The sequence below is a fragment of the Nonomuraea sp. NPDC049269 genome (genome assembly GCF_043197155.1).
Lineage (GTDB): Bacteria > Actinomycetota > Actinomycetes > Streptosporangiales > Streptosporangiaceae > Nonomuraea.
On the sequence record NZ_JBICSO010000005.1, the window covers coordinates 479,070 to 498,265 of the forward strand.

At 69.4% G+C, this 19,196-nt stretch carries 14 protein-coding genes; 6 read left to right on the forward strand and 8 right to left on the reverse strand.

The genetic code is table 11. The features are described from left to right. Positions 1-10: 10 nt before the first annotated feature. Positions 11-1,681 carry an MFS transporter gene (locus ACGFNP_RS29715; protein ID WP_393324572.1) on the forward strand — a complete coding sequence of 557 codons (1,671 nt, stop codon included), beginning with the start codon at positions 11-13 and terminating at the stop codon, positions 1,679-1,681. Here ACGFNP_RS29715 and ACGFNP_RS29720 read toward each other — a convergent pair. Then, entirely contained in the window at positions 1,635-2,765 is a 1,131-nt protein-coding gene (locus ACGFNP_RS29720; RefSeq protein WP_393324575.1) for an alpha/beta hydrolase, read from the reverse strand. The two genes, ACGFNP_RS29715 and ACGFNP_RS29720, sit on opposite strands and share 47 nt — an antisense overlap. Before the next feature lie 792 nt (positions 2,766-3,557). Here ACGFNP_RS29720 and ACGFNP_RS29725 point away from each other — a divergent pair. Beyond that, on the forward strand, positions 3,558-4,487 hold the full coding sequence (locus ACGFNP_RS29725; protein ID WP_393324578.1) for an RNA polymerase sigma-70 factor: 930 nt from the start codon (positions 3,558-3,560) through the stop codon (positions 4,485-4,487). A 430-nt stretch (positions 4,488-4,917) separates the two neighbouring features. Here the strand turns inward: ACGFNP_RS29725 and ACGFNP_RS29730 are convergent, their stop codons facing one another. Next, complete coding sequence (locus ACGFNP_RS29730) at positions 4,918-5,079, reverse strand: hypothetical protein (protein ID WP_393324581.1); 162 nt, start codon at positions 5,077-5,079, stop codon at positions 4,918-4,920. Positions 5,080-5,253: 174 nt separating this feature from the next. Here ACGFNP_RS29730 and ACGFNP_RS29735 point away from each other — a divergent pair, with 174 nt between their 5' ends. The 4 genes from ACGFNP_RS29735 to ACGFNP_RS29750 all read left to right on the forward strand — a co-directional run bounded on the left by ACGFNP_RS29735 (position 5,254) and on the right by ACGFNP_RS29750 (position 10,124). After that, entirely contained in the window at positions 5,254-5,826 is a 573-nt protein-coding gene (locus ACGFNP_RS29735) for an RNA polymerase sigma factor (RefSeq protein WP_393324584.1), read from the forward strand. Positions 5,827-5,828: 2 nt separating this feature from the next. Next, positions 5,829-6,446 carry a hypothetical protein gene (locus tag ACGFNP_RS29740; RefSeq protein WP_358324966.1) on the forward strand — a complete coding sequence of 206 codons (618 nt, stop codon included), beginning with the start codon at positions 5,829-5,831 and terminating at the stop codon, positions 6,444-6,446. An 82-nt stretch (positions 6,447-6,528) separates the two neighbouring features. Continuing rightward, positions 6,529-8,553 carry a hydantoinase/oxoprolinase family protein gene (locus ACGFNP_RS29745; RefSeq protein ID WP_358324968.1) on the forward strand — a complete coding sequence of 675 codons (2,025 nt, stop codon included), beginning with the start codon at positions 6,529-6,531 and terminating at the stop codon, positions 8,551-8,553. Next, a complete protein-coding gene (locus ACGFNP_RS29750) occupies positions 8,550-10,124 on the forward strand; it encodes a hydantoinase B/oxoprolinase family protein (protein ID WP_393324588.1) in 1,575 nt (524 codons plus the stop codon). The genes ACGFNP_RS29745 and ACGFNP_RS29750 overlap by 4 nt, the downstream gene beginning before the upstream one ends. A 90-nt stretch (positions 10,125-10,214) precedes the next feature. Here the strand turns inward: ACGFNP_RS29750 and ACGFNP_RS29755 are convergent, their stop codons facing one another. From ACGFNP_RS29755 to ACGFNP_RS29780, 6 genes are all read right to left on the reverse strand, one after another. Next, positions 10,215-11,792 (reverse strand): PucR family transcriptional regulator, encoded by a 1,578-nt coding sequence (locus tag ACGFNP_RS29755; RefSeq protein ID WP_393324591.1) that lies wholly within the window; start codon positions 11,790-11,792, stop codon positions 10,215-10,217. Then, positions 11,789-12,811, reverse strand: a complete 1,023-nt coding sequence (locus ACGFNP_RS29760; RefSeq protein WP_393324594.1) for a DUF917 domain-containing protein — start codon at positions 12,809-12,811, stop codon at positions 11,789-11,791. The genes ACGFNP_RS29755 and ACGFNP_RS29760 overlap by 4 nt, the downstream gene beginning before the upstream one ends. Before the next feature lie 100 nt (positions 12,812-12,911). After that, on the reverse strand, positions 12,912-13,871 hold the full coding sequence (locus ACGFNP_RS29765) for a hypothetical protein (RefSeq protein ID WP_393324597.1): 960 nt from the start codon (positions 13,869-13,871) through the stop codon (positions 12,912-12,914). Between the two features lie 347 nt (positions 13,872-14,218). Then, a complete protein-coding gene (locus ACGFNP_RS29770; RefSeq protein ID WP_393324600.1) occupies positions 14,219-15,532 on the reverse strand; it encodes an MFS transporter in 1,314 nt (437 codons plus the stop codon). A gap of 234 nt (positions 15,533-15,766) precedes the next feature. Then, complete coding sequence (locus ACGFNP_RS29775; protein WP_393324603.1) at positions 15,767-16,165, reverse strand: RidA family protein; 399 nt, start codon at positions 16,163-16,165, stop codon at positions 15,767-15,769. A gap of 11 nt (positions 16,166-16,176) precedes the next feature. Next, the gene (locus ACGFNP_RS29780; RefSeq protein WP_393324606.1) at positions 16,177-19,122 is read right to left on the reverse strand and encodes an aminotransferase class III-fold pyridoxal phosphate-dependent enzyme; all 2,946 of its coding nucleotides are present in this window, start codon (positions 19,120-19,122) and stop codon (positions 16,177-16,179) included. Positions 19,123-19,196 lie beyond the last annotated feature (74 nt).

Consider the following 19,196-nt stretch of genomic DNA (forward strand, 5'->3'; position numbering starts at 1 on the left):
AGTGCCTGCTGTGAACAACGCCAGGGCATTCGGGGCCGAGCGGCGACGATGGGTGGGGCTGGCGGTGCTCCTGATCGCGGCCTTCATGGATCTGCTCAACGGCAGCATCGTCAACGTGGCGATTCCCTCCATCCGCCACGATCTGGGCGCGTCCTATGCCGCCATTCAGTGGATCATCGCCGGTTACACCCTCGCCTGCGCGGTGACCCTCATCACCGGTGGGCGGCTGGGCGACATCTTCGGCCGCAAGCGGATGTTCCTGGTGGGGACCGCCGGTTTCACCGTCGCCTCCGCGCTGTGCGCGCTGGCGCAGTCGCCCGGGATGCTGGTCAGCGCGCGCATCCTGCAAGGCCTGATGGCCGCGCTCATGCTGCCCCAGGTGCTGGCGATCATCCATTTCGGCTTCGGCCAGCGGGACCTGGGCAGGGTCGTGACGTTGTACGCCTTCATCGGAGGGCTGGCGATGGTGGGAGGGCCGGTCATCGGCGGCCTCCTGCTGGACCTGAATCCGCTCGACCTGGCATGGCGCGGCGTTTTCGCGCTGAACCTGCCCATAGGCGCGGTGGCGCTTCTCCTGGCCGCGTTCCTCATTGACGAGTCCAGAGCGCCCCACGCCTTGCGGCTTGATCCGATCGGCGTGCTCCTGGTCACCTTCGCCCTGCTGCTGCTGGTGTATCCCCTGGCCCAGGGCCGTGAGCTGGGGTGGCCTGACTGGAGCATCGTGTCGATGATCTGCTCGCCGCCGCTCTTCGCGGTGTTCATCCTCTACGAACGTCGCAAGACCCGTAGCGACGGCTCGCCGCTCATCGAGCTGGGACTGTTCGCCGCCCGCAGCTACACCACCGGCCTTGTCCTGCAGCTGCTGCTGTTGTGGGTGATCTCGGCGTTCTTTTTCGTCTGGACCCTGTACCTGCAACTCGGCCTGGACTGGTCACCGCTGCACACCGGGTTGACCACGATCCCGTTCTCCCTCGGAGCCTCGATCGCCGGTGGTGTCTCCATGCGGCTGTATCTGCGGTTCGGCCGAGCGTCCCTCATAGCGGGTGCGGCCATGATGATCTCGGGGGTGCTCGTCTATGGCTGGTACGGCCCGCAAGCCACCTCCCCGCAGATGATCGCGCCGCTGCTCTTCATCGGTGTCGGACTGGGAATGGTGATCGTGCCGCTGACCGCGCTCACCCTCGCCGATGTGCCACCTCAGGAGGCCGGTGGCGCGTCGGGGATGATCAACGCGATCACCCAGCTCGGTACGGTCCTGGGGATCGCGCTCATCGGGGTGGTGTTCTTCACCGCGGTCGGCCAGCAGGCGGCCAGAAGTGTGGACCAGATCATCCCGCGGATCCACCAGGAGCTGTTCATGGCCGCGGGACTGTCCGGGCCCGTCGGCGACGTGATCCTCGCCGATTTCCGCACCTGTGTGATCGGCCAGACCGCCGGGCATGATCAGCCCGGCCGGTCGGCCTCCTGCTCTCAGGGGTTCGGAGTCACCCGGACGGTTGACGACGCGCTGTCCCGCGCCGCCGCCGCGGTGCGCCGTGAGGCTTTCGCCCAATCCTTCCAGCGCTCTCTATGCTACGTCCTCGGCACCCTCGTCGCCATCTTGACTCTGCTGTTCGCGCTGCCTGAGCGGGCGATCATGCCTGCACCCGAAGCGTGGGCTGAGCCCCGATCGCCTTCATGATCAGTGGCCACGCTCGATGCATCTCCGGCTGCCACGTGGACCAGTTGTGCCAGCCGTTCTGGTAGATGTGCGTGGTGGCCGGGATGCCGAGCTTCTTGAGCCGGTTGACGAAGGAGACGGACGTGGACCCGCAGATCACCTCCTGAGGGTGAATCAAGTCGTCACCGACAGCCGGATGATCATTCGGACCCGGCAGCCCGGTAAGGCCGCTGGCGATGTAGAGCCCGGTGCCGCGCAGGTGGGAGGCGAGTTCATAGGGGTCGTTCGCCTCCCAGTTCTTTCGATTGGTGAGCGGATCGCCCCAGATGCGCAGCGCGTCGTAGCGTTCACTCGCCTGAAGCAGGGCGAAAGCGGGAACCCCGAGCTGGGTAAGGTGGAGCACGCCGCTGAAAGACGCGGCATAGGCGAACATGCCAGGGTGGCGGGCCGCGTATTTCACCGCCCCGTAGCCGGCCGAGGAAATGCCCATGGTCGCGCGGCTGGTGCCGGCGCGATAATTGCGCTCCATGAGTTCCAGCAGTTCGACGGTGTGGAACGTCTCCCACTTGGGGGCGCCGCCCTTCCCGTAGTTCCACCAGTCGGTGAACCATCCGGCCCATCCGGTATCGGGCATGACCACCATGACGTCGTAGTCCGCCGCCACCTGCTTGATGTCGGTGCTGCGGGTCCAGGAGACGTAGGTGTCACGACCCCCGTGAAAGGCGTAAACGACTGGCCAGGTCCGTGCTGCGGTCCGGGTCCATCTCTTCGGTACGAGTATGCGTACCGGGACCGACTCGCCCAAGGCCGGGGACGACACCGTCACATCCAGGGTGGTCTCATCGAGCCACCGTTCCGCGGTGATCTTGGCGCCGTCGTCGGACGCCGTTGGTGCGGCGGCGGCATTTGATTTGCCCGGAAGCAAGCCGACCGCAACGATTGTGACCGCTAGGACTCCGCGGGCGAACCTTACCAACAACGTCTGCCTCCACCAGTCGACGTAGCAGGGGACTGTACAACGACCGGCGTGCGGTCGGAGGCTATTGATCAGAAAGTCTGGCATCGAGATTTCGGCACCGGGACGAGGCTGGATAATTCCGCCCATGCCGGAGAAATCTGATTCTTGACATGCAAAAAACCCCGTCAGAGTCGGGTCTGACGGGATTTTCGTAGTGCGGCCCGGAGAGGAATCTTGCCGGGCCGCACCCGCGTCCGCCCCATTTTATCGGCATAACGACAACACCGTTAAAGCGGCTGATCGCCTAATCCTGAAATGTCCTCTTGTATGGTTGCGAAACGGGGCGCGTTCCCTGCGGTGGACATTGGATGCGCGGCCTTCGGATATGTCGCCGACCGGACGTGTGTGTTGGTTAGGTGGCTTCGCAGTGCACCGATGCGGCGCGAGGGATGAGTGCGCTGAGCAGCGCTTCTGCTGCCGTGGCGCTAGGGGCGCTCACCGTCACGCTGATCGGCGGAAGGCCGCGAACCGTGACAGTGCACTGGAACGTTGCCGCGTGGGCCGGAATGGCGTACAGGGTGGCGGCGATAACCGCACCACCTAGAACGCCGGCCGCTTTGGCCATAACTCCTTTGCCGGGCATGACTCCTCCTTAGAGCCTGTCTACCTGGGAAATGCCATAATCGGCATCGCGTGAAAAGTACGTCCGCCGCCCACTAAAGTCAATAACGTGCTGCAGTGATTCAAGACACACGGAACTTTAAAGAGTGATAAATGTCGCTATAAACGCTTGAATATCAATAGGTCGCTGGCTTGCGCGAGCCGCCGGCTGTCACCTTGGGACCTCCGAACAGTGGATCGGTTACCGTCTTGGTGTCACAAAACGGCGGTGGCCGGCATCTGGTGGGTGACACAGTCGAGAGTGAACAGGAGTCATCCATGGCCGGCACGTCGCAGACCGCGCCCGAAGATCGCGGTGGGGACCTGGGCCGGGACGATCGCCCGGATCCCGCCACGGAGGCGTTCGTCGCCCATCGCAACCTGTTGTTCACCGTGGCCTACGAGATGCTGGGCTCGGCCGCCGATGCCGAGGACGTCCTGCAGGAGACCTGGTTGCGGTGGGCGGGGGTCGACCTGGGTGAGGTGCGGGATCAGCGTGCGTATCTGGTCCGGATCGTCACGCGGCAGGCGCTCGGCCGGTTGCGTGCGCTGGGCCGGCGTAGGGAGTCCTATGTCGGGCCGTGGTTGCCCGAGCCGTTGCTGACCGCGCCCGATGTGGCCGAGGACGTCGAGTTGGCCGACAGTGTCTCGATGGCGATGCTGCTGGTGCTGGAGACGCTGCAGCCGACCGAGCGGGCGGTGTTCGTGCTGCGTGAGGTGTTCGATCTGGCCTATGACGAGATCGCCGAGGCTGTCGGGAAGAGCCCGGCGGCGGTGCGTCAGATCGCGCACCGGGCGCGGGCGCATGTGGCGGCGCGTCGTCCGCGGGGAGTCGTTTCCCCGGCCGAGACGCGGGACGCGCTGGAGGCGTTCCAGCGGGCGGTCGAGACAGGCGATCTGCAACGCCTGTTCGACCTGCTCGCGCCGGATGTCGTCCTCCTGGGTGACGGCGGCGGCGTCGTGCAGGCCGCACTGGAGCCCGTCGTGGGAGCCGGCCAGGTGGCCCACGTGCTGGGCAGGATCGCCGCCGCGGTGTCACTGGAGTCGGCCCAGGTCAATGGCCACCCGGCGCTGGTTCTCCGGCTCGACGGCGCTGTCGAGGGCGTCATGGCGGTGCGCTTCGACGACGGGCTCATCACCGGGCTCTACGCCGTACGCAATCCCGAGAAGCTGTCACGGATCGAAAGGGAGACCGCCCTGCGCCGCTGAGCCCCGGGCCCCTCGGAACGCGTTATGACGGCAATGTCCGCTGTAACCACAAAACGACACCTTCGCGGCTTAAAGCCCGGTCGGGGAGCTGTTCGGCATGGGTTCGGGTGGGAAAAATCCAGGTCACAAGCCCTTTCGAGGGGCAGCTTCGGAGGGCTGGTGGTGTTGTAGGCGTCGAGTGGGGTCAGTCTCCGTCCCCGCTGACGCCAGAATCCTAGGAGAGCACCATGTCAATCCTGTACTTCTTCGGAATGATGCGTCCACCGATCCCCAAGCCTCCGGGTTTGTCCGGGGATACGAGCGATAGTGCGGCGCTCGCGCGCCGCCGTCGGCGTCATCGCCGCTGAGGCAGACACCCGACCAAGAAAGACGCTCGGCTGGGAAACCCCAGCCGGGCGCATGGTTGTGCACTCGGTGCCGTGCATGGCGCTCATGCCAGGTTCTCGGCGCATGTGGTGAGGAGGGTGGCCAGCTGGCGTACGTCGCCGGCCACGACCATCACCCTGGGCGCGCCGGTTGCCACGCTGATCAACGTCTTCACCGTCCAGAGCGACCGGCAGCGCGAGATCGTCGAGCTTCTGACCACCGCCACCGAAGAGGTGATGCGGCATCGCCCGGGCCCAGGTGCGCATGAGGCAGGCCGCCGCGATCGCCGACCACTACGACCCGAACCTGTACACAGTGGAGTCGGTGCACCACGGGTGAAGCATTTCGGCTTGGCGCGGTAAGTACAGATGACCGCATACGCCAGGAAAGGCCGACATGCATGACAATCAGCCGCGAAGTTGTCGAGACCGATGACGCGACCCTCATCGAGCGGTCGCTGAACGAGCCGGAGATCTTCGCCGTCCTGTTCGACCGGCATGCGCCGCTTCTGCACCGCTACGTCATCAGACGCCTGGGACCCACCGAGGCGGAGGACGTGGTGGCCGACACCTTTCTGGCCGCCTTCCAGCGCCGGGGCGATTATGACCGGGGCCGCCCCGACGCCCGCCCGTGGCTGTACGGCATCGCCTCCAACGTGATCGGCAAACGGCGGCGCACCGAGATGAGCCTCTACCGCGCCTACATCCGCAGCGGGGTGCACCCGGCGGAGATACCAGGCACACAGGTTGAGGACGGGATCAACACCCTGGCCGTCAACCGGCCGCTGGCGCGGGCCCTGCTGAGGCTCAAACGGGCCGATCGCGACGTACTGCTGCTCGTCGCCTGGGCCGAACTGAGCTACCACGAGGTCGCCGACGCGCTCGCCATCCCGCTGGGCACCGTCGCTTCGCGACTCAATCGGGCCCGTACCCAGCTCCGTCAAGCCCTGGAACAGGGAGAACAAGGAGAATGACGATGGACGCGTTGAAGACCATGTGGGAGACCGTTCCGGCGGCCACCCCGGATGATCTCGCCGGGGCGAGGCGGCGGCTGCTGGCCGGGATGCACACCCGGCGGCGCGTCGTCACCGCCCCCCGGCTGCTGGTCGCGGCCGGTGTCGCGGCGGCGGCGGCCACCGCGCCGCTGATCATCGCCACCGGGCCTCCCGCGTACGCGGTGACCAAGAGTCCCGACGGCACGATCACGGTGACCGTCAACGAACTGCGTGACCCCGAGGGGTTGCAGGCGGAGTTGGGTGAGGCCGGCATCAAGGCCGACGTGACTTTCCTGGCCCCGCGCATGCGGTGCGCGAGCCCTCGATTCGCCAGTGTGGACGGGGCCTACGATGGTCCGCCCGCCGCTGGACCGGAGAACCTGAAAGCCATGACGAAGGGGTGGCGTTCGGTCAAGGCCACCCGAGTGATCTCCGTACGGGAGATCGGGATCCACCCGGAGCACATCAAGCCGGACGAGACGCTCGTGCTGGAGTTCCGTGACAACCACAACGCGAACCAGCCCTGGCAACTCGGCGCCTGGCTGGCCCAGGCGGGCACACCCGTGAAACCGTGCACGCCTCTTGAGGGCAACAACTGAGGGGGCAGTCGGCCTCATGTGCGTCTGGAGGCTGTGCAAGGTGCACAGCCTCCAGACGGGTGTCCGGCCTACCGTGGTCGCCATGACGTATCGGGTCGCGATGGACATTGGCGGCACCTTCACGGATGTGGTCTGCTACGACGAGCGGACCGGCGCGGTCGTCGCGTCGAAGGCGCCCAGCACGCCCGGGGATCTGGCCGAGGGGGTGTTCGCCGCGCTGGGATCGGTGGTGGCCGACCTCACCGAGATCTCCTTCTTCGTACACGGCACCACACAAGGGCTGAACGCGCTGCTGGAGCGCAAGGGCGCAAAGGTGCTGCTGCTGGCGAGCCAGGGGGCCGGGCACACGTACCACATCGCGCGCGGCAACCGCACGCGCATGTTCGACCTGCGGTATCGCAAGCCGGTGCCGCTGGTGCCGCGCGAGCACATCGTGGAGGTCGGCGGCCGGCTGGACTGGCGGGGCGGTGAGCTGGCCGCGCTGGATGAGCAGGCCGTACGGCGCGCCGCGCGGCGGGCGCTGGACGAGGGCTTCGACGCGGTGGCGGTGTGCCTGCTGTTCTCCTACGCCAACCCCGAGCACGAGCTGCGCGCGGCGGAGATCCTCCGCGAGGAGCTGGGTGACCGGGTGCTGGTGGTGCTCAGCCACGAGGCGGCCCGGGAATGGCGGGAGTACGAGCGGACCTCCAGCGCGGTGCTGGAGGCCTACACCGGTCCTGCGGTACGCCGGTATCTGGCGGGAATCGAACGACGGTTCGCCGAGCGGGGACTTGGCGTGCCGGTGCACGTCATGCAGTCTTCCGGTGGCCTGGTCAACGCCTCGCACGCAATGCGCCGGCCGTTGCAGACGCTGCTGTCGGGCCCGGTCGGCGGCACGATGGGCGGGGTGGCGCTGGCCCGGCTGCTGGGTGGCCGCCGCAATGCGATCTGCGTGGACATGGGCGGCACCTCCTTCGACGTCTCTTTGGTGATGGACGGCCGGCCCGACATCACCAGCGAGGCCTCGATCGAGGGCTTCCCGGTCCTGATGCCGCTGGTGAACCTGCACACCATCGGCGCGGGCGGCGGGTCCCTGGCCTATGCCGAGGCGGGGGCGTTGCGGGTGGGTCCGCAGTCGGCCGGCGCGGTGCCCGGCCCGGCCTGCTACGGGCGCGGGGGTACGCAGCCCACGGTGACCGACGCCAACGTGGTGCTGGGACGGGTGGATCCGGAGTGGTTCGCCGGCGGGCTGATGAGCCTGGACGTGGAGGCGGCGCACCAGGCCGTGGCCGCACTGGCCGGGCGGCTGGGAATGGAGCCGGTACGGCTGGCCGAGGGCATCTGCCAGGTGGCCAATGCCAAGATGGCGCAGGCGATCCGGACGATCACCGTGGACCATGGGATCGAGCCGCGCGAGTTCGCGCTGATGGCCTTCGGCGGAGCGGGTGCGATGCACGCGGTGTTCATCGCGCGGGAGCTGGGCATCGGCGAGGTGGTCGTCCCCCGCTTCCCCGGCGCGTTCTCCGCCTGGGGCATGCTGGAGGCCGATGTACGGCGAGATCTGACCGAGCCGCATTTCCGCGGCCAGGAGTCACTGGACGGGCCGTCGATGGCGGCGGCGCTCGCCTGCCTGGAGGCCTCCGCGCTGGCGGAACTGGCGGCCCAGGGGGTGCCGGCGGCGCGACGGCGCGTGGAACACGCGGTGGACATGCGGTACGAGGGGCAGGACTACACCCTCACCATCCCACTGGACGGCGCCGATGAGCCTGCGGCGCCGGACTTCCTGCCGCGTGTGGCCGAGCGGTTCGCCCAGGCGCACACCGCCCGGTACGGGCATGCCACGCCCGAGGCTCCGGTGGAGGTCGTGATGCTCCGCTCGACGGGGCTGGGTACCTTTCCCCGCCTGTCGGCCGCGCCACCAGAGGTGGAGGAGCGGGCGGCGGTGACGCGGCAGGTCGTGTTCGACGGGGTGACGCACCCTACGCCGGTGGTACGCCGGTCGGCGCTGGCCGGCGAGCTGGCGGGCCCGGCGATCGTGGTGGAGGAGACGGCCACCACGGTCATCCCACCGGGCTGTGTGGCCTCGGTGGACGAGTTCGGTTTCCTCATCATCAAGGTGGCGCCATGATCGACCCGGTCACGACAGAGATCATTCGCTGCGCGTTGCTGCAGGCGGCCGAGGACATGAACGCGACGTTGATCCGCTCGTCGTACACGCCGGTGATCTACGAGGCCAAGGACTGCGCGGTGGCGCTGCTGGACCGCGACCACAACGTGCTGGGCCAGTCGTCGGGGTTGCCGATCTTCCTGGGCAACCTGGAGGTGTGCACGCGCGAGACGGAGGCGCTGTACGGCAGGCAGGTGTGGCAGGAAGGAGACATTTGGGTGCTCAACGACTCCTATATCGGCGGCACCCATCTCAACGACGTCACGGTGTACGGGCCGATCTTCGTTGACGGCGCGCTGGTAGGTTTCGCGGCGTCGCGGGCGCACTGGCTGGATGTGGGGTCGAAGGATCCGGGCGGGTCGATGGACTCCACCTCCATCTTCCAGGAGGGGCTCAGACTGGGTCCGGTGAAGATCTACACCGGTGGCCGGCCGTGCCGTGACCTGCACGAGGTGATCGCGCGTAACACGCGTTTCCCGCACGCCACCCTGGGCGACATGCGGGCGCAGGTGGCGTGCGCGATGACCGGGCAGCGGCGGCTGGCCGAGATCGTGTCACGCTGGGGGCTGGAGACGGTCATGGCGGCGCGCGATGAGATCTTCGTGCAGACCGAACGGCTGGAGCGGGAGGCCATCGCCGCCATTCCCGACGGCGTCTACACCGCCGGAGGATTCCTCGACAACGACGGCATCTCGCTGGATGTGCCGTTGCCGGTGAACGTCACGGTGACCGTCGCTGGGTCGGAAATGTCGGTTGATCTGAGCGATTGTGCTGATCAGGCGGAGGGGCCGGTCAACTGCGGCGCCGCGCAGGCGGTGGCGGCCGCCCGCGTCGCCTTCAAGCTGCTGGTCTCCGGCGAGGTGCCGCTGAACGGCGGCTCCTTCCGCCCGCTGCGGGTGATCACCCGGCCGGGGTCGATGCTGGCCGCCCGGTCCCCGGCCGCCTGCCAGTACTACTACTCCCATCTGGGGCTGCTGATCGATCTGGTGGTCAAGGCCCTGGCCGGGGTGCTGCCGGGCAAGGCGGCCGCCGCCTCGTACGGCGACTCGATGATCGTGCAGTTCTCCGGCACCGACCCACGTACCGGCAAGCTGTACGTCTCCCAGGAGGCCACCGTCGGCGGGTGGGGTGCCTGGGACGGTGGCGACGGCGAGAGCGCGCTGATCAACAGTGTCAATGGCGACCTGCGTGACATGCCGATCGAGGTGCTGGAGACGCTGTTCCCGGTGCGGGTGCATCGGTATGAGATCCGCCCCGGCTCCGGTGGCGCCGGTCGCTGGCGCGGGGGCGACGGGGTGGTGCGCGAGTACGAGTTCCTCGGCCCGACCTCGTTGTCGTTGTGGTTCGAACGTTCGGTCACCCCGGCGTGGGGGCTGGCCGGTGGCGGTGCGGGAGTGCCGCCACGGGTGACGTTGAACCCGGGTACGGCGGGCGAGCGGGAGGTACTGAAGGTCAACGCCCTGCCGGTGCGGGCCGGAGACGTGTTGCGGTGTGAGTCGGGCGGTGGTGGCGGGTACGGCACGCCTGGTTGAGACCGGTTGCCGGGGTGGGACGGTCGCTCGATCGGGAGTGTGCGGGCCAGGTCTGGCGTGTGTCTGCTCCGGTGCAGGCCGACCGCTTGATCAGGCCTGGCGCAGGTGGACCGCCAGGTGCAATGCCAGGCGGGTGGCTGGGTCATCCAGGTCGTAGCCGGCGGCACGGATCCGGTCCAGGCGCGTGGTGACGGTGTTGCGGTGCACGCCCAGCGCCTCCGCGGCGCGCAGAGGTCCGCCCTCGCCCAAGACGGCGGCCAGGGTACGCACGAGCGTGCCGTCACGGTCGGCCGCCAGCAGGGGGCGGAGCACCACCTCGGCGGGCGGGCCGAGTGTCCCGGCGGGCAGGGCGGCCAGCAGTTCGGCCGGTCCCATCCGGTCGGCCCTGGCCACCGTGCCCGGCTGGGCGACCAGTGCGGCCGCGTGAGCGCCCAGCAGCGACTCGCCCAAACCCGCCAGGTCGCCGGCGGGGCTGCCGATCCCCGCCGAGCAGAGCTTGGGCAGAGCGGCCAGCGCATCGGCGAGGGCGTCGGCGAGGCGGTCGGGCGGCAGCGCCGTCCAGCCCGCCCAGCCTTGGCCGTGGCGCAGCACCGGCACGGGTCCCAGCGTGGCCGACAGCACCGCCAGGACGGTGGCGTCGTCGAAGGGGCGAGGCTGGATCACGAACGCGGCCAGCGGGCCCCGCGTGGCCCAGCCCAGCGCGGCGGCCCGGCGCAGAATGTCCGATCCCGCCTCGCCGTCCTCCTCGCCGCCCGCCCATGTCCCGCCGTCCCACAGGGCTGTGTCGCCGTTCCGCGCGGCTGTGCTGCTGTCCCGTACCGCTGTGTCGCTGTTCCGCACGACCCTTCCGGTCGGGGGCGGTTCCTGAGCGGGGGGCGTGGTTTCGGTCAGCAGGCGTTCGGCAAGGGACTGCTGCCAGGCGAACGAGTCGGCCGCGCGCAGCCGTTCGGTGGCCGCCCAGGCCGTCAGCGGCGCCACCGCCAGCTTCAGCACGGTGGTTACCACCGGCGCCCACCCCGGTGAACGTGACGGGCCGGCGGCCAGCAGCCTGCCCAGCACGGTCCCTGCCGGGCCCGGCACCTCCACCTCCGCCAGCGGCCGCTCCTGGGCGGCGCGGCGCCCGGCCAGCAGCCCGCCGTCCGGCCCCGCCAGCGCCACCGACGTGCCCGGCAGTTCGGCGTTGAGCACGCCCAGCACCCGCCGCGCCGACGTTCCGGCCTCGGCCAGCCGCGTGGCGCAGCGTGCGACCAACTGGGTGCGGGCCGCCTGCGGCCGTGCGGCCGCCGAGGCCACTCGTACGGCGGTGACCAGCGGATCCTCCTCCACGAAGATCAGTGTCACGCCGAGTCGTTCGGCCAGCACCTCGCCCGAGCCGGCGCCGACGGCGCTGGCCGGGGCGATCACGCACGCGGCCGCCTGCTCCCAGGCCCGGCGCATGGCCATCTCCACCGCCCAGCCGCCGCGGGCCGCCGCGCCGATGAGCACCACCGCGGTGTGCGGGCCGACACCCGACAGCATCGCCAGTTCCTCGACGATGCGAACCTGGTGCACCGGGTTGAGGCCGCTGCCGTACATGCGGGCCCCGGCCAGCGGGCCGGCGTTGACCAGTTCGGCCACGGTGACCGGCGCCTCCCACCCGGCCGCTCCGACGGCGCCCGGCCCGTTCACAGGGTGATCCCGAACGCCTGCAGGCCGCCCAGGGCCCGGCCCTGCTCGGTGTGCCACACCGGAGCCGCCTTCACCACCACGACCTCCACCTCCATGCCGGGTTCGGCCTGGTCCACGTCGATCACCACGCCGTCGCCGCTGGAGATCAGGCAGATCTGGTCCGGCGCGGTCGCGGCCACCGCGCCGTCCGCCAGGGCCAGCACGAACTCGTTGTGCGCCTCCAGCCGGACCAGCCGCCGCAGCCCGTCGCTCTCGCCGATCACCACGCTGGAGGGCAGCGACGGCAGATGCGCCGCCCGCCCGCCCCCGCCTTCCACTGCGATGATCGTGCCAAGGGCCAGGCGGCGCAGGCCGTACGGCGCGGCCAGCGCGCGGTCGGCGCCAGGCCGGCCGGCGTGCAGCAGCCGGCTGACCGTGCCCGGGACCACCGCCGAGCGCAACTGACGGGCGCGCATCGGGTAACAGGCGGCCACCGCCCAGCCGCCGGCCGACAGCACCACGGGCCGCAGCGTGGCCTCCACCCGGTCGGGCGCGGTCTCCAGCAGCACCAGCTCGCCGCCCGCGCCGGCCAGGGCCAACGGCGCCGGGCTGTGCCCGGCCAGGGCGTAGGTGGTCTGCTCGACCAAGGGGAAGACACGGCCGCTGCCGTCGCCGTCGACCAGCGGTACGCCCAACTGGGCAGCGGCGATCAGCGGCAGCAGGGCGTTCTCGGCGGCCAGGTTGAGCGCGACGACCGCGCCTGCCTCGGCGCCGATGCGGTGCTGCAGGGCGTGTACGGCACGCAGCGGCTCCTGGCCGGTGGGCAGCGACTCGGCCAGGGCGGTGGTGGAGCCGGCGAGGGTGACCACCGCGCACAGGGTGTCACCGGGCAGCCGGTCGGCGGGCACCAGCGGCACCCCGGCGGCGATGACCTCGTCGGCCCAGTCGCGTACCAGGGCGAAGGAGGAGTCGGCGGCCCCGGTGGCGAACAAGCGCGAGCCTGCCGCCAGCGGCTCCAGAGCGTCGCGGTCGAGGATCACCTGGTGCCTCCTCGCCCTGATGCCTCCTCGCTCGGGCGCGCTGAGCCTGGGCGGCCCGCTGCCGGAAGCATCGTCAAGGGACTGGGTCGCGGCCTTTGGGTCATGGGGTGGCTCCGCGGGCGCTGATCCGCAGCCGGTACAGGCCGTCGGGCAGATACGACAGCGGGTTGACGGCGGTGGCGGCGATGTGGGCCGAGCCGGGGGCGGCTCCCGCGCTGATCACGCGGGCCAGTGCCTCGTCTTGGGCGTCGGCGACCGCGTTGTCCAGCTCGGCGGTGCCGCGGGCGCGCACGATACGTTCCACGGCGGCCATCGGCGCGGTCAGAGGGGCACCAAACGCGGCGGCCTGCTCCGGCGTCGGCCACGCGGTCCCGTGCAGCGCTCCACGCTGGACTCGCAGTGGGGCGCCGAGTTCGTGCGGCGACCGCTGGCCGGGCAGTGTCTGGCGGTCGGTCAGTGTCTGCTGGTCGGTCAATGCCTGGCGGTCGGTCAGTGCTTGAAGGCCGCGGTGCAGGGCGGCGGTCGCGCCTTCGGCGCACGACAGCGGGTAGCGGCGGAAGTAGTGCGCCGAGACCAGGCCGTCGTCGGTGCGGCAGAAGTACAGGGGCAGGTGGGGGAAGCGGCGCGCGGCCTGGTCAGCCAGGTGAGCGGCGTACGGGCACAGGGCGGCGTTGCCGATGGCCCACTGCTCGCGTTCGCGCAGCCCGCATCTGCCGTACTCGTAGGACAGCGTGATGCGGGCGCCGGGGACTTCGTCGGCGATGGCGGCGGCGACCTGCAGCTCGTGGTCGGCCAGGACGGGCGAGCCGGTGGCGGTGACGGCGAAGTCGGTGAGCCCGCAGTCGGCGGCGAAGCGGCGCACAGAGGAGAGGTCCAGCGGGGCCAGGGGACGGCCGGTGAGGTCGTGGCCGCCGCGGACGATGATCGCCTTGCCGCGCTGAAGGCGGGGTGCCAGGGACGGTGGGCAGGGACCGCCCACGCGGATCGCGGCGACGGGCGCCGCCTGCTCGGCGGGCAGGTTCAGAGCCAGGCAGAGGGCTCGCAACCCCTCCACTGCCACGTCCGTCACGGTCGGGCGGGCGCCCGCGCGATTCAGGCGCGGGCCGCCCGGGACGGAGCCTGCCGATCCCTCAGCGCCGGGCGGTCTGTCCGCGCTGGAGGGTCGGTCAGCATTAGGCGGTCGGTCGGTTCCTGCTGGTCGGTCTGCGTTGACCGGTCCGTCCATGTTGGACGGTCGGTCAGCGCCGGGCAGCCGGTCAGCTCCTGCTGGTCGGTCTACGCCGGGCGGCCGGTCAGTGGTTCCGGTCAGGAGAGTGGCTGCCTGGGGCAGGTCGCGCAGGTGCAGCAAAAGGCCGTCATGGACCACGGCGAGCGCGCCGGCCTGACCTATCACCGCGATGCCGCCGATCATTCCAGTTCGCGTCCTTCGGTCTCGGGCAGTGGCAGGGCCAGTAGCGCGGTGGCGACCATGAAGGCGTTGATGACGAGCATGGTGGCGGTGAATCCGGTGGCGTGGGCCACCAGCGCGCCGACCGCCGACGGAGCGACGGTGGTGGCCACCAGTTGGGCGGCGGTGGCCCAGGAGTAGCCGGTGCCGCGCAGCGCGGTGGGATAGAACTCGCCGTTCCAGGTGTTCCACACGCCCCAGGCGCCCAGGCTGAAGAACGACAGCACGAAGTTGCCGGCGTACAGCTGCCAGGTAGAGGCGGCGGTGGCGAACCACAGGCCGCCCGCGGCAGCGGCGACCACGTAGATCAGGAAGATCTTCTTGCGGCCGTAACGGGCGGTGAGCAGGGAGGCGCTGACGTAGCCGGGGATCATCATGAGCGCCGACAGCGCGGCGAAGCCGAGTGAAGCCGACAGAGACAGACCGCGTTGCATCAGCAGGGTGGGCAGCCAGGTCTGCAGCCCCCAGTAGCCCCAGTTGAAGGCGAAGTTGAGCACCAGCATGACTACGGTGATCTTCGCCAGGCCGCCGCGGAACAGGCCGAGCGGGTTGCCCAGTTGCTCGGCGGCGACGGTGTAGGTGTCCTGGCCGCCGGTGTCGGGGCTGCCGAGCCGGCGCAGCACCTGCCGGGCCTCGTCCTGGCGGCCGCGGGCGGCCAGCCAGTACGGCGATTCGGGCACCCAGGCACGGATGGCGAAGGCCCACAGACCGGCCGCGGCGCTGGTGATGACGACCACGTGCCAGCCCAGCGAACCCAGCGCCACGGAAGCGCCGATGGCGGCCAGCATGCCGATGGGCCAGCCGATCGACAGGTAGACCGCGGCCTTGCCGCGCTGCTTGGTGGGCAGCAGTTCCAGGAAGTAGGGGAAGGTGATGGTGTAGACGCCGGCCAAGGCCAGACCGGAGGCCACCCGCAGAGTCAGCAGCACCTCCAGGGTGGGGGCGAACGCGGAGGCGAAGGCCAGCAGGCCGTAGGCGATCAGGGACCAGAAGCTGGTGGGGCGGCGGCCGATGCGGTCGGCGATCGGCCCCCACACCAGCGCACCGGGGATCATGCCGAGGGCGACGGCCGACAGCACCAGGCCGATGCCGGCCTCGTCGATGCCGAAAGCGGAGCCCAGGTCGGCCGAGACATAGATGAGGGCCAGCTGTTCCCACGACTCGATGACGAAGGCGATGAACAGCGCCAGGGCGATGAGGACGTGCCGGCGGGTGAACGGCATGCGGTCGAAGGCTGCGCCGATCGGTAGCACGCGGGTGTCGGTGGCGGCCATGCTGGTGCTCCTCTCCGGGGATATGCCGCGCACCATAGGACCGCCCCCTTCCCGTTCGGCTGTGCACCGCGCATCGACGTGTGGCGCTGCCTGTGCACCACGCACTGACCGTCAGTGTATGAGCAGATCAGAGGGTGTTTTCGCGGCAGCCCGCAAGGGCGCGGAAGCCGCGCGTGCCAGAGCCGTCGACGGGGCCCGGCTGGTAAGGTCGCGACGACTTCCGCGTCTCGTGGATCAGCCGGCCGCGATGGCTTCGATCTCGAGTAGCCATCGCTTGTCGAAGATTTCCGAGACGATCACCGTCAGCGCCGGGCGGTGATCGCCAAGGATTTCGCGGCGGATCGCCGAGTTGGCGTCGGCGTACTCGCGCTTGGAGAGAAACGTGGTGACCTTCACCAGGCTGGATACTCCAAGGCCCGCGCTGGTCAGGCACGCGAGAATGTTGTTCCACACGGTCCGGCATTGCGTCTCGAAGTCATCAGGGACGTGGCCGTCGGGCGACTCGGGGATCTGTCCGCTGACGAAAACCAGCCGTGAGACGCCGGTCACGGTCAGCGCTTGGGCATATCCCCCCATCGCAGGCGGGGCGTCAGGTGGCTGAATGGGTGTCAAAATGACGTTTTCTGCCGACATCGTCGGTCCTTTCAGGCTGTGACCTCGCCGGCCATGGCCAGCGCTCGGTCCAAGGTCGCCAGGGCGATTTCGGCGTCCGCGCGGGTGAGCACCAAAGGCGGTTTGATCTTCAACACGTTGCCGTGAGGGCCGTCCAGTGACAGCAGCACCCCATCCTCGCGGGCCGACTCCACGACGCGCGCTGCCGCGTCGGCCGCGGCGGGACGCTTGGTGTTCCGGTCCTCGACCAGGTCCACTCCGAGGAACAAGCCGCGCCCCCGCACGTCGCCGATGATCGAATGCCGGGTGGCCAGCTCTGTCATCCCTGCGGTCAGATACGCCCCGATCTCGGCCGCGTGCGCCATCAGCCGCTCGTCGCGGAGCACGTCCAGGACCGCGAGTCCGGCAGCGCACGAGACCGGGTTGCCGCCGTACGTATTGAAGTACTCCATGCCGGTCTGGAAGGCGCGTGCGATGGCTGGTGTGGTGACCACGGCGCCGAGTGGGTGACCGTTCCCGATCGGCTTGCCCAGGGTCACGATGTCGGGCACCACATTGTGTGCTTCGAATGCCCACATGTGGCTGCCGACGCGGCCGAAACCACACTGCACCTCGTCGGCGATGCACAGGGCGCCTGCCTCGCGCGCCCCGGCGTACGCCGCCACGAGGTACCCCGGAGCCGGCTCGATCTGACCGGCGCAGCCCAGGATCGACTCGTGCAAGAAAGCGGCCGGCGGTGCGCCGGCGCAGTGAGCGGCGACATCGGTCGCGTAGAGCGGGCCGTCGGCCCCGTATCGCCCTCGGTAGGCGTCAGGTAGTTCGCACACACGCACCCGGGGCCCAGGCCCGTTGCCACCGGCCCGGTTGAATTTGTACGGGCTCAGCTCGACGAGGGAGCTGAGATTGCCGTGATAGGCCGAGTCGAGGACGAGCACGTGCTCTCGGCCGGTCACGGTCCTGGCCATCCGCAAGGCGAGGTCATTCGCCTCGCTGCCGGAGTTGGTCAGGATCACCACGGACAAGGGATCCGGGAAGGTGGCGGCAAGGCGACGGGCGTACTCGATGATCGTCCCGTGCAGGTATCGCGTGTTGGTGTTCACCAGTTCGGCCTGCGCGGCCAAAGCGCTCACCACGCGCGGGTGCCCATGGCCCACGTGCGCGACGTTGTTGACGAGGTCGAGGTAGCGCCTGCCGTCCGCGTCGATCAGGTACGCGCCTTCGCCGGCGACGATGTGCAGCGGATCGGCGTAGCTGAGCGACAAGACCGGTGCCAGATTCGCGCGACGACGACGGGCCAGTTCACTCTTGCTCCGGTCCCGAGCCGGTACGTGCGACACAGGCAGCCGGAGCAGCACATTGGGGTCGGGGCAGATGCTCTCCCAGACGTCGATGTTTTCACGCTCGATCACCCCTGGCAGGTCGGTCGAGTGGCCGAGCAGCGTGACGAACAATTGAACGTGCACGTGCGGCGGCCAGTTTCCGTTCTCCGCGGGCACGCCCACCCAAGCGATCCGGTCGCCGCGCCGTACCCGCTGACCAGGCGTCAGACTCGACACGATCTCTCGGCCGAGATGGCCGATCAGCAGCCAGAACGGCTCGCCGTCGTCGGTGGCGTGCTCGAGAAGCACGACCCCGCCGTAGTCGTAGGGGTCGGATCGGTACGCGACGCCGCGCACAGTACCGTCCAGCGGCGAGAACACCGGTTCGCCCGCGGGGACGAACAAATCCACTCCCAGGTGTACGGTCCGGGCTTGCCCTCCTGCTTGGGATGGGGCGAACGCGTCCGAACGGTAGACATCGCGGTCCTCGCGGTATCGGCCCAGACCGAAGGTGTGGCCACTGGCCGACACCTTGGATTCCACCGCGGCAATGGTCGCCGCATCCGTGTGCGTCCAGTCCAGTACCAGCGGCGGGTCAGCGGCAAGGTTCCGGTCGATGACCGGCGCGGGATCGCAGGCAGCCGACTGCAGCCAGGCCACGATCCTTCGCTCACGAGGGATCGGGCGGTAGCCGCAGGCGTCGCGGAACCGCGCTTCTCGCAGTTCGCGGGGCTCGCGCGTGATCGACTCGATCGCTCCGCGTACCGCGGTCTGGCTGATGGCCAGGTAGGAGTTTCCCGGGTCGGAACGGCGTTGCACGGCGGCGTTCACCACGCTCATCGCAAGCCTGACGTCGACCAGATCGGGCAGCAACGCCAGTTCCTGCGGCGTGACCGGCGATTCGGCGTGGTAACCGGCGAGCACCGGCAACGCGGCCGCCATGGGATCGTCCTGGCCGAACTGGGCGTACGCGAGCGCGACGGCGAGTCCGCACACCCGCGGCGCGCGGACCACGTCCCCCACGTCGAGCAGCCCGGCGATGCCACTGTCCGAGCCGACCAGGACGTTGTGCTCGTTGGCGTCGTTGTGGATCGCCTGCTGAGGCAGCGCGCTCAAGGCGGGGAGCAGCTCATCGAGCCTGCTGAGCGTGGTGTGCACGAACGGCCGCAGAGCCTCGTCCACGAAAGGCGCGTCGCCGAGCAGGGCCGCCGCCTGCCGCATGTTCCATCGGTACGGCCGGTCGAGTGCCGGGTGATCGAACCCGGCGAGCGCCGCGTCCAGGCGTGCCACGGTTGCACCCAGCGCGCGCAGGCGCGCTTCATCGGGTGGGCCGGCGTCGGCCCATACGGTCCCCGGGAGCCACTCCAGCAGGCGGGCTCTCCGGGCGTGCCCGCCGAAGCTGACACCAGCCGTTGCGAGGAGACGCGGCACCGCGACTCGTGGTGCGGTCAGAGCCACGTGCTCCAGGACCGCGTCCTGGAGCGCCAGCACCGAGGGGTCGGTAGCCGGATGATGCACCTTGAGCACATACGCCGGTGCACCCTCCACATCCAACCGGGCATTCCAGTCGAGTTCTCCCGGCAACAACGTGGCGGATGCCGTGACACCAAAGAGATCCGTGGCCCAGGAGGCCAACAGCGCGGCAGAGGGCTGAGTCATGTCAGGGATGCTAGGCACGCCAGATGCACAATGTCGAATAATTCGCCGTTATCATGCATATCTGCGCAAGGATG

What these genes read in the sequence shown, in the direction of transcription:
- ACGFNP_RS29750 (WP_393324588.1), top strand. Translation starts at nt 8,550, where the DNA reads ATGATCGACCCGGTCACGACAGAGATCATTCGCTGCGCGTTGCTGCAG.
- ACGFNP_RS29735 (WP_393324584.1), top strand. Translation starts at nt 5,254, where the DNA reads ATGACAATCAGCCGCGAAGTTGTCGAGACCGATGACGCGACCCTCATC.
- ACGFNP_RS29720 (WP_393324575.1), bottom strand. Translation starts at nt 2,765, where the DNA reads ATGGGCGGAATTATCCAGCCTCGTCCCGGTGCCGAAATCTCGATGCCA.
- ACGFNP_RS29740 (WP_358324966.1), top strand. Translation starts at nt 5,829, where the DNA reads ATGGACGCGTTGAAGACCATGTGGGAGACCGTTCCGGCGGCCACCCCG.
- ACGFNP_RS29780 (WP_393324606.1), bottom strand. Translation starts at nt 19,122, where the DNA reads ATGACTCAGCCCTCTGCCGCGCTGTTGGCCTCCTGGGCCACGGATCTC.
- ACGFNP_RS29745 (WP_358324968.1), top strand. Translation starts at nt 6,529, where the DNA reads ATGACGTATCGGGTCGCGATGGACATTGGCGGCACCTTCACGGATGTG.
- ACGFNP_RS29775 (WP_393324603.1), bottom strand. Translation starts at nt 16,165, where the DNA reads ATGTCGGCAGAAAACGTCATTTTGACACCCATTCAGCCACCTGACGCC.
- ACGFNP_RS29770 (WP_393324600.1), bottom strand. Translation starts at nt 15,532, where the DNA reads ATGGCCGCCACCGACACCCGCGTGCTACCGATCGGCGCAGCCTTCGAC.
- ACGFNP_RS29725 (WP_393324578.1), top strand. Translation starts at nt 3,558, where the DNA reads ATGGCCGGCACGTCGCAGACCGCGCCCGAAGATCGCGGTGGGGACCTG.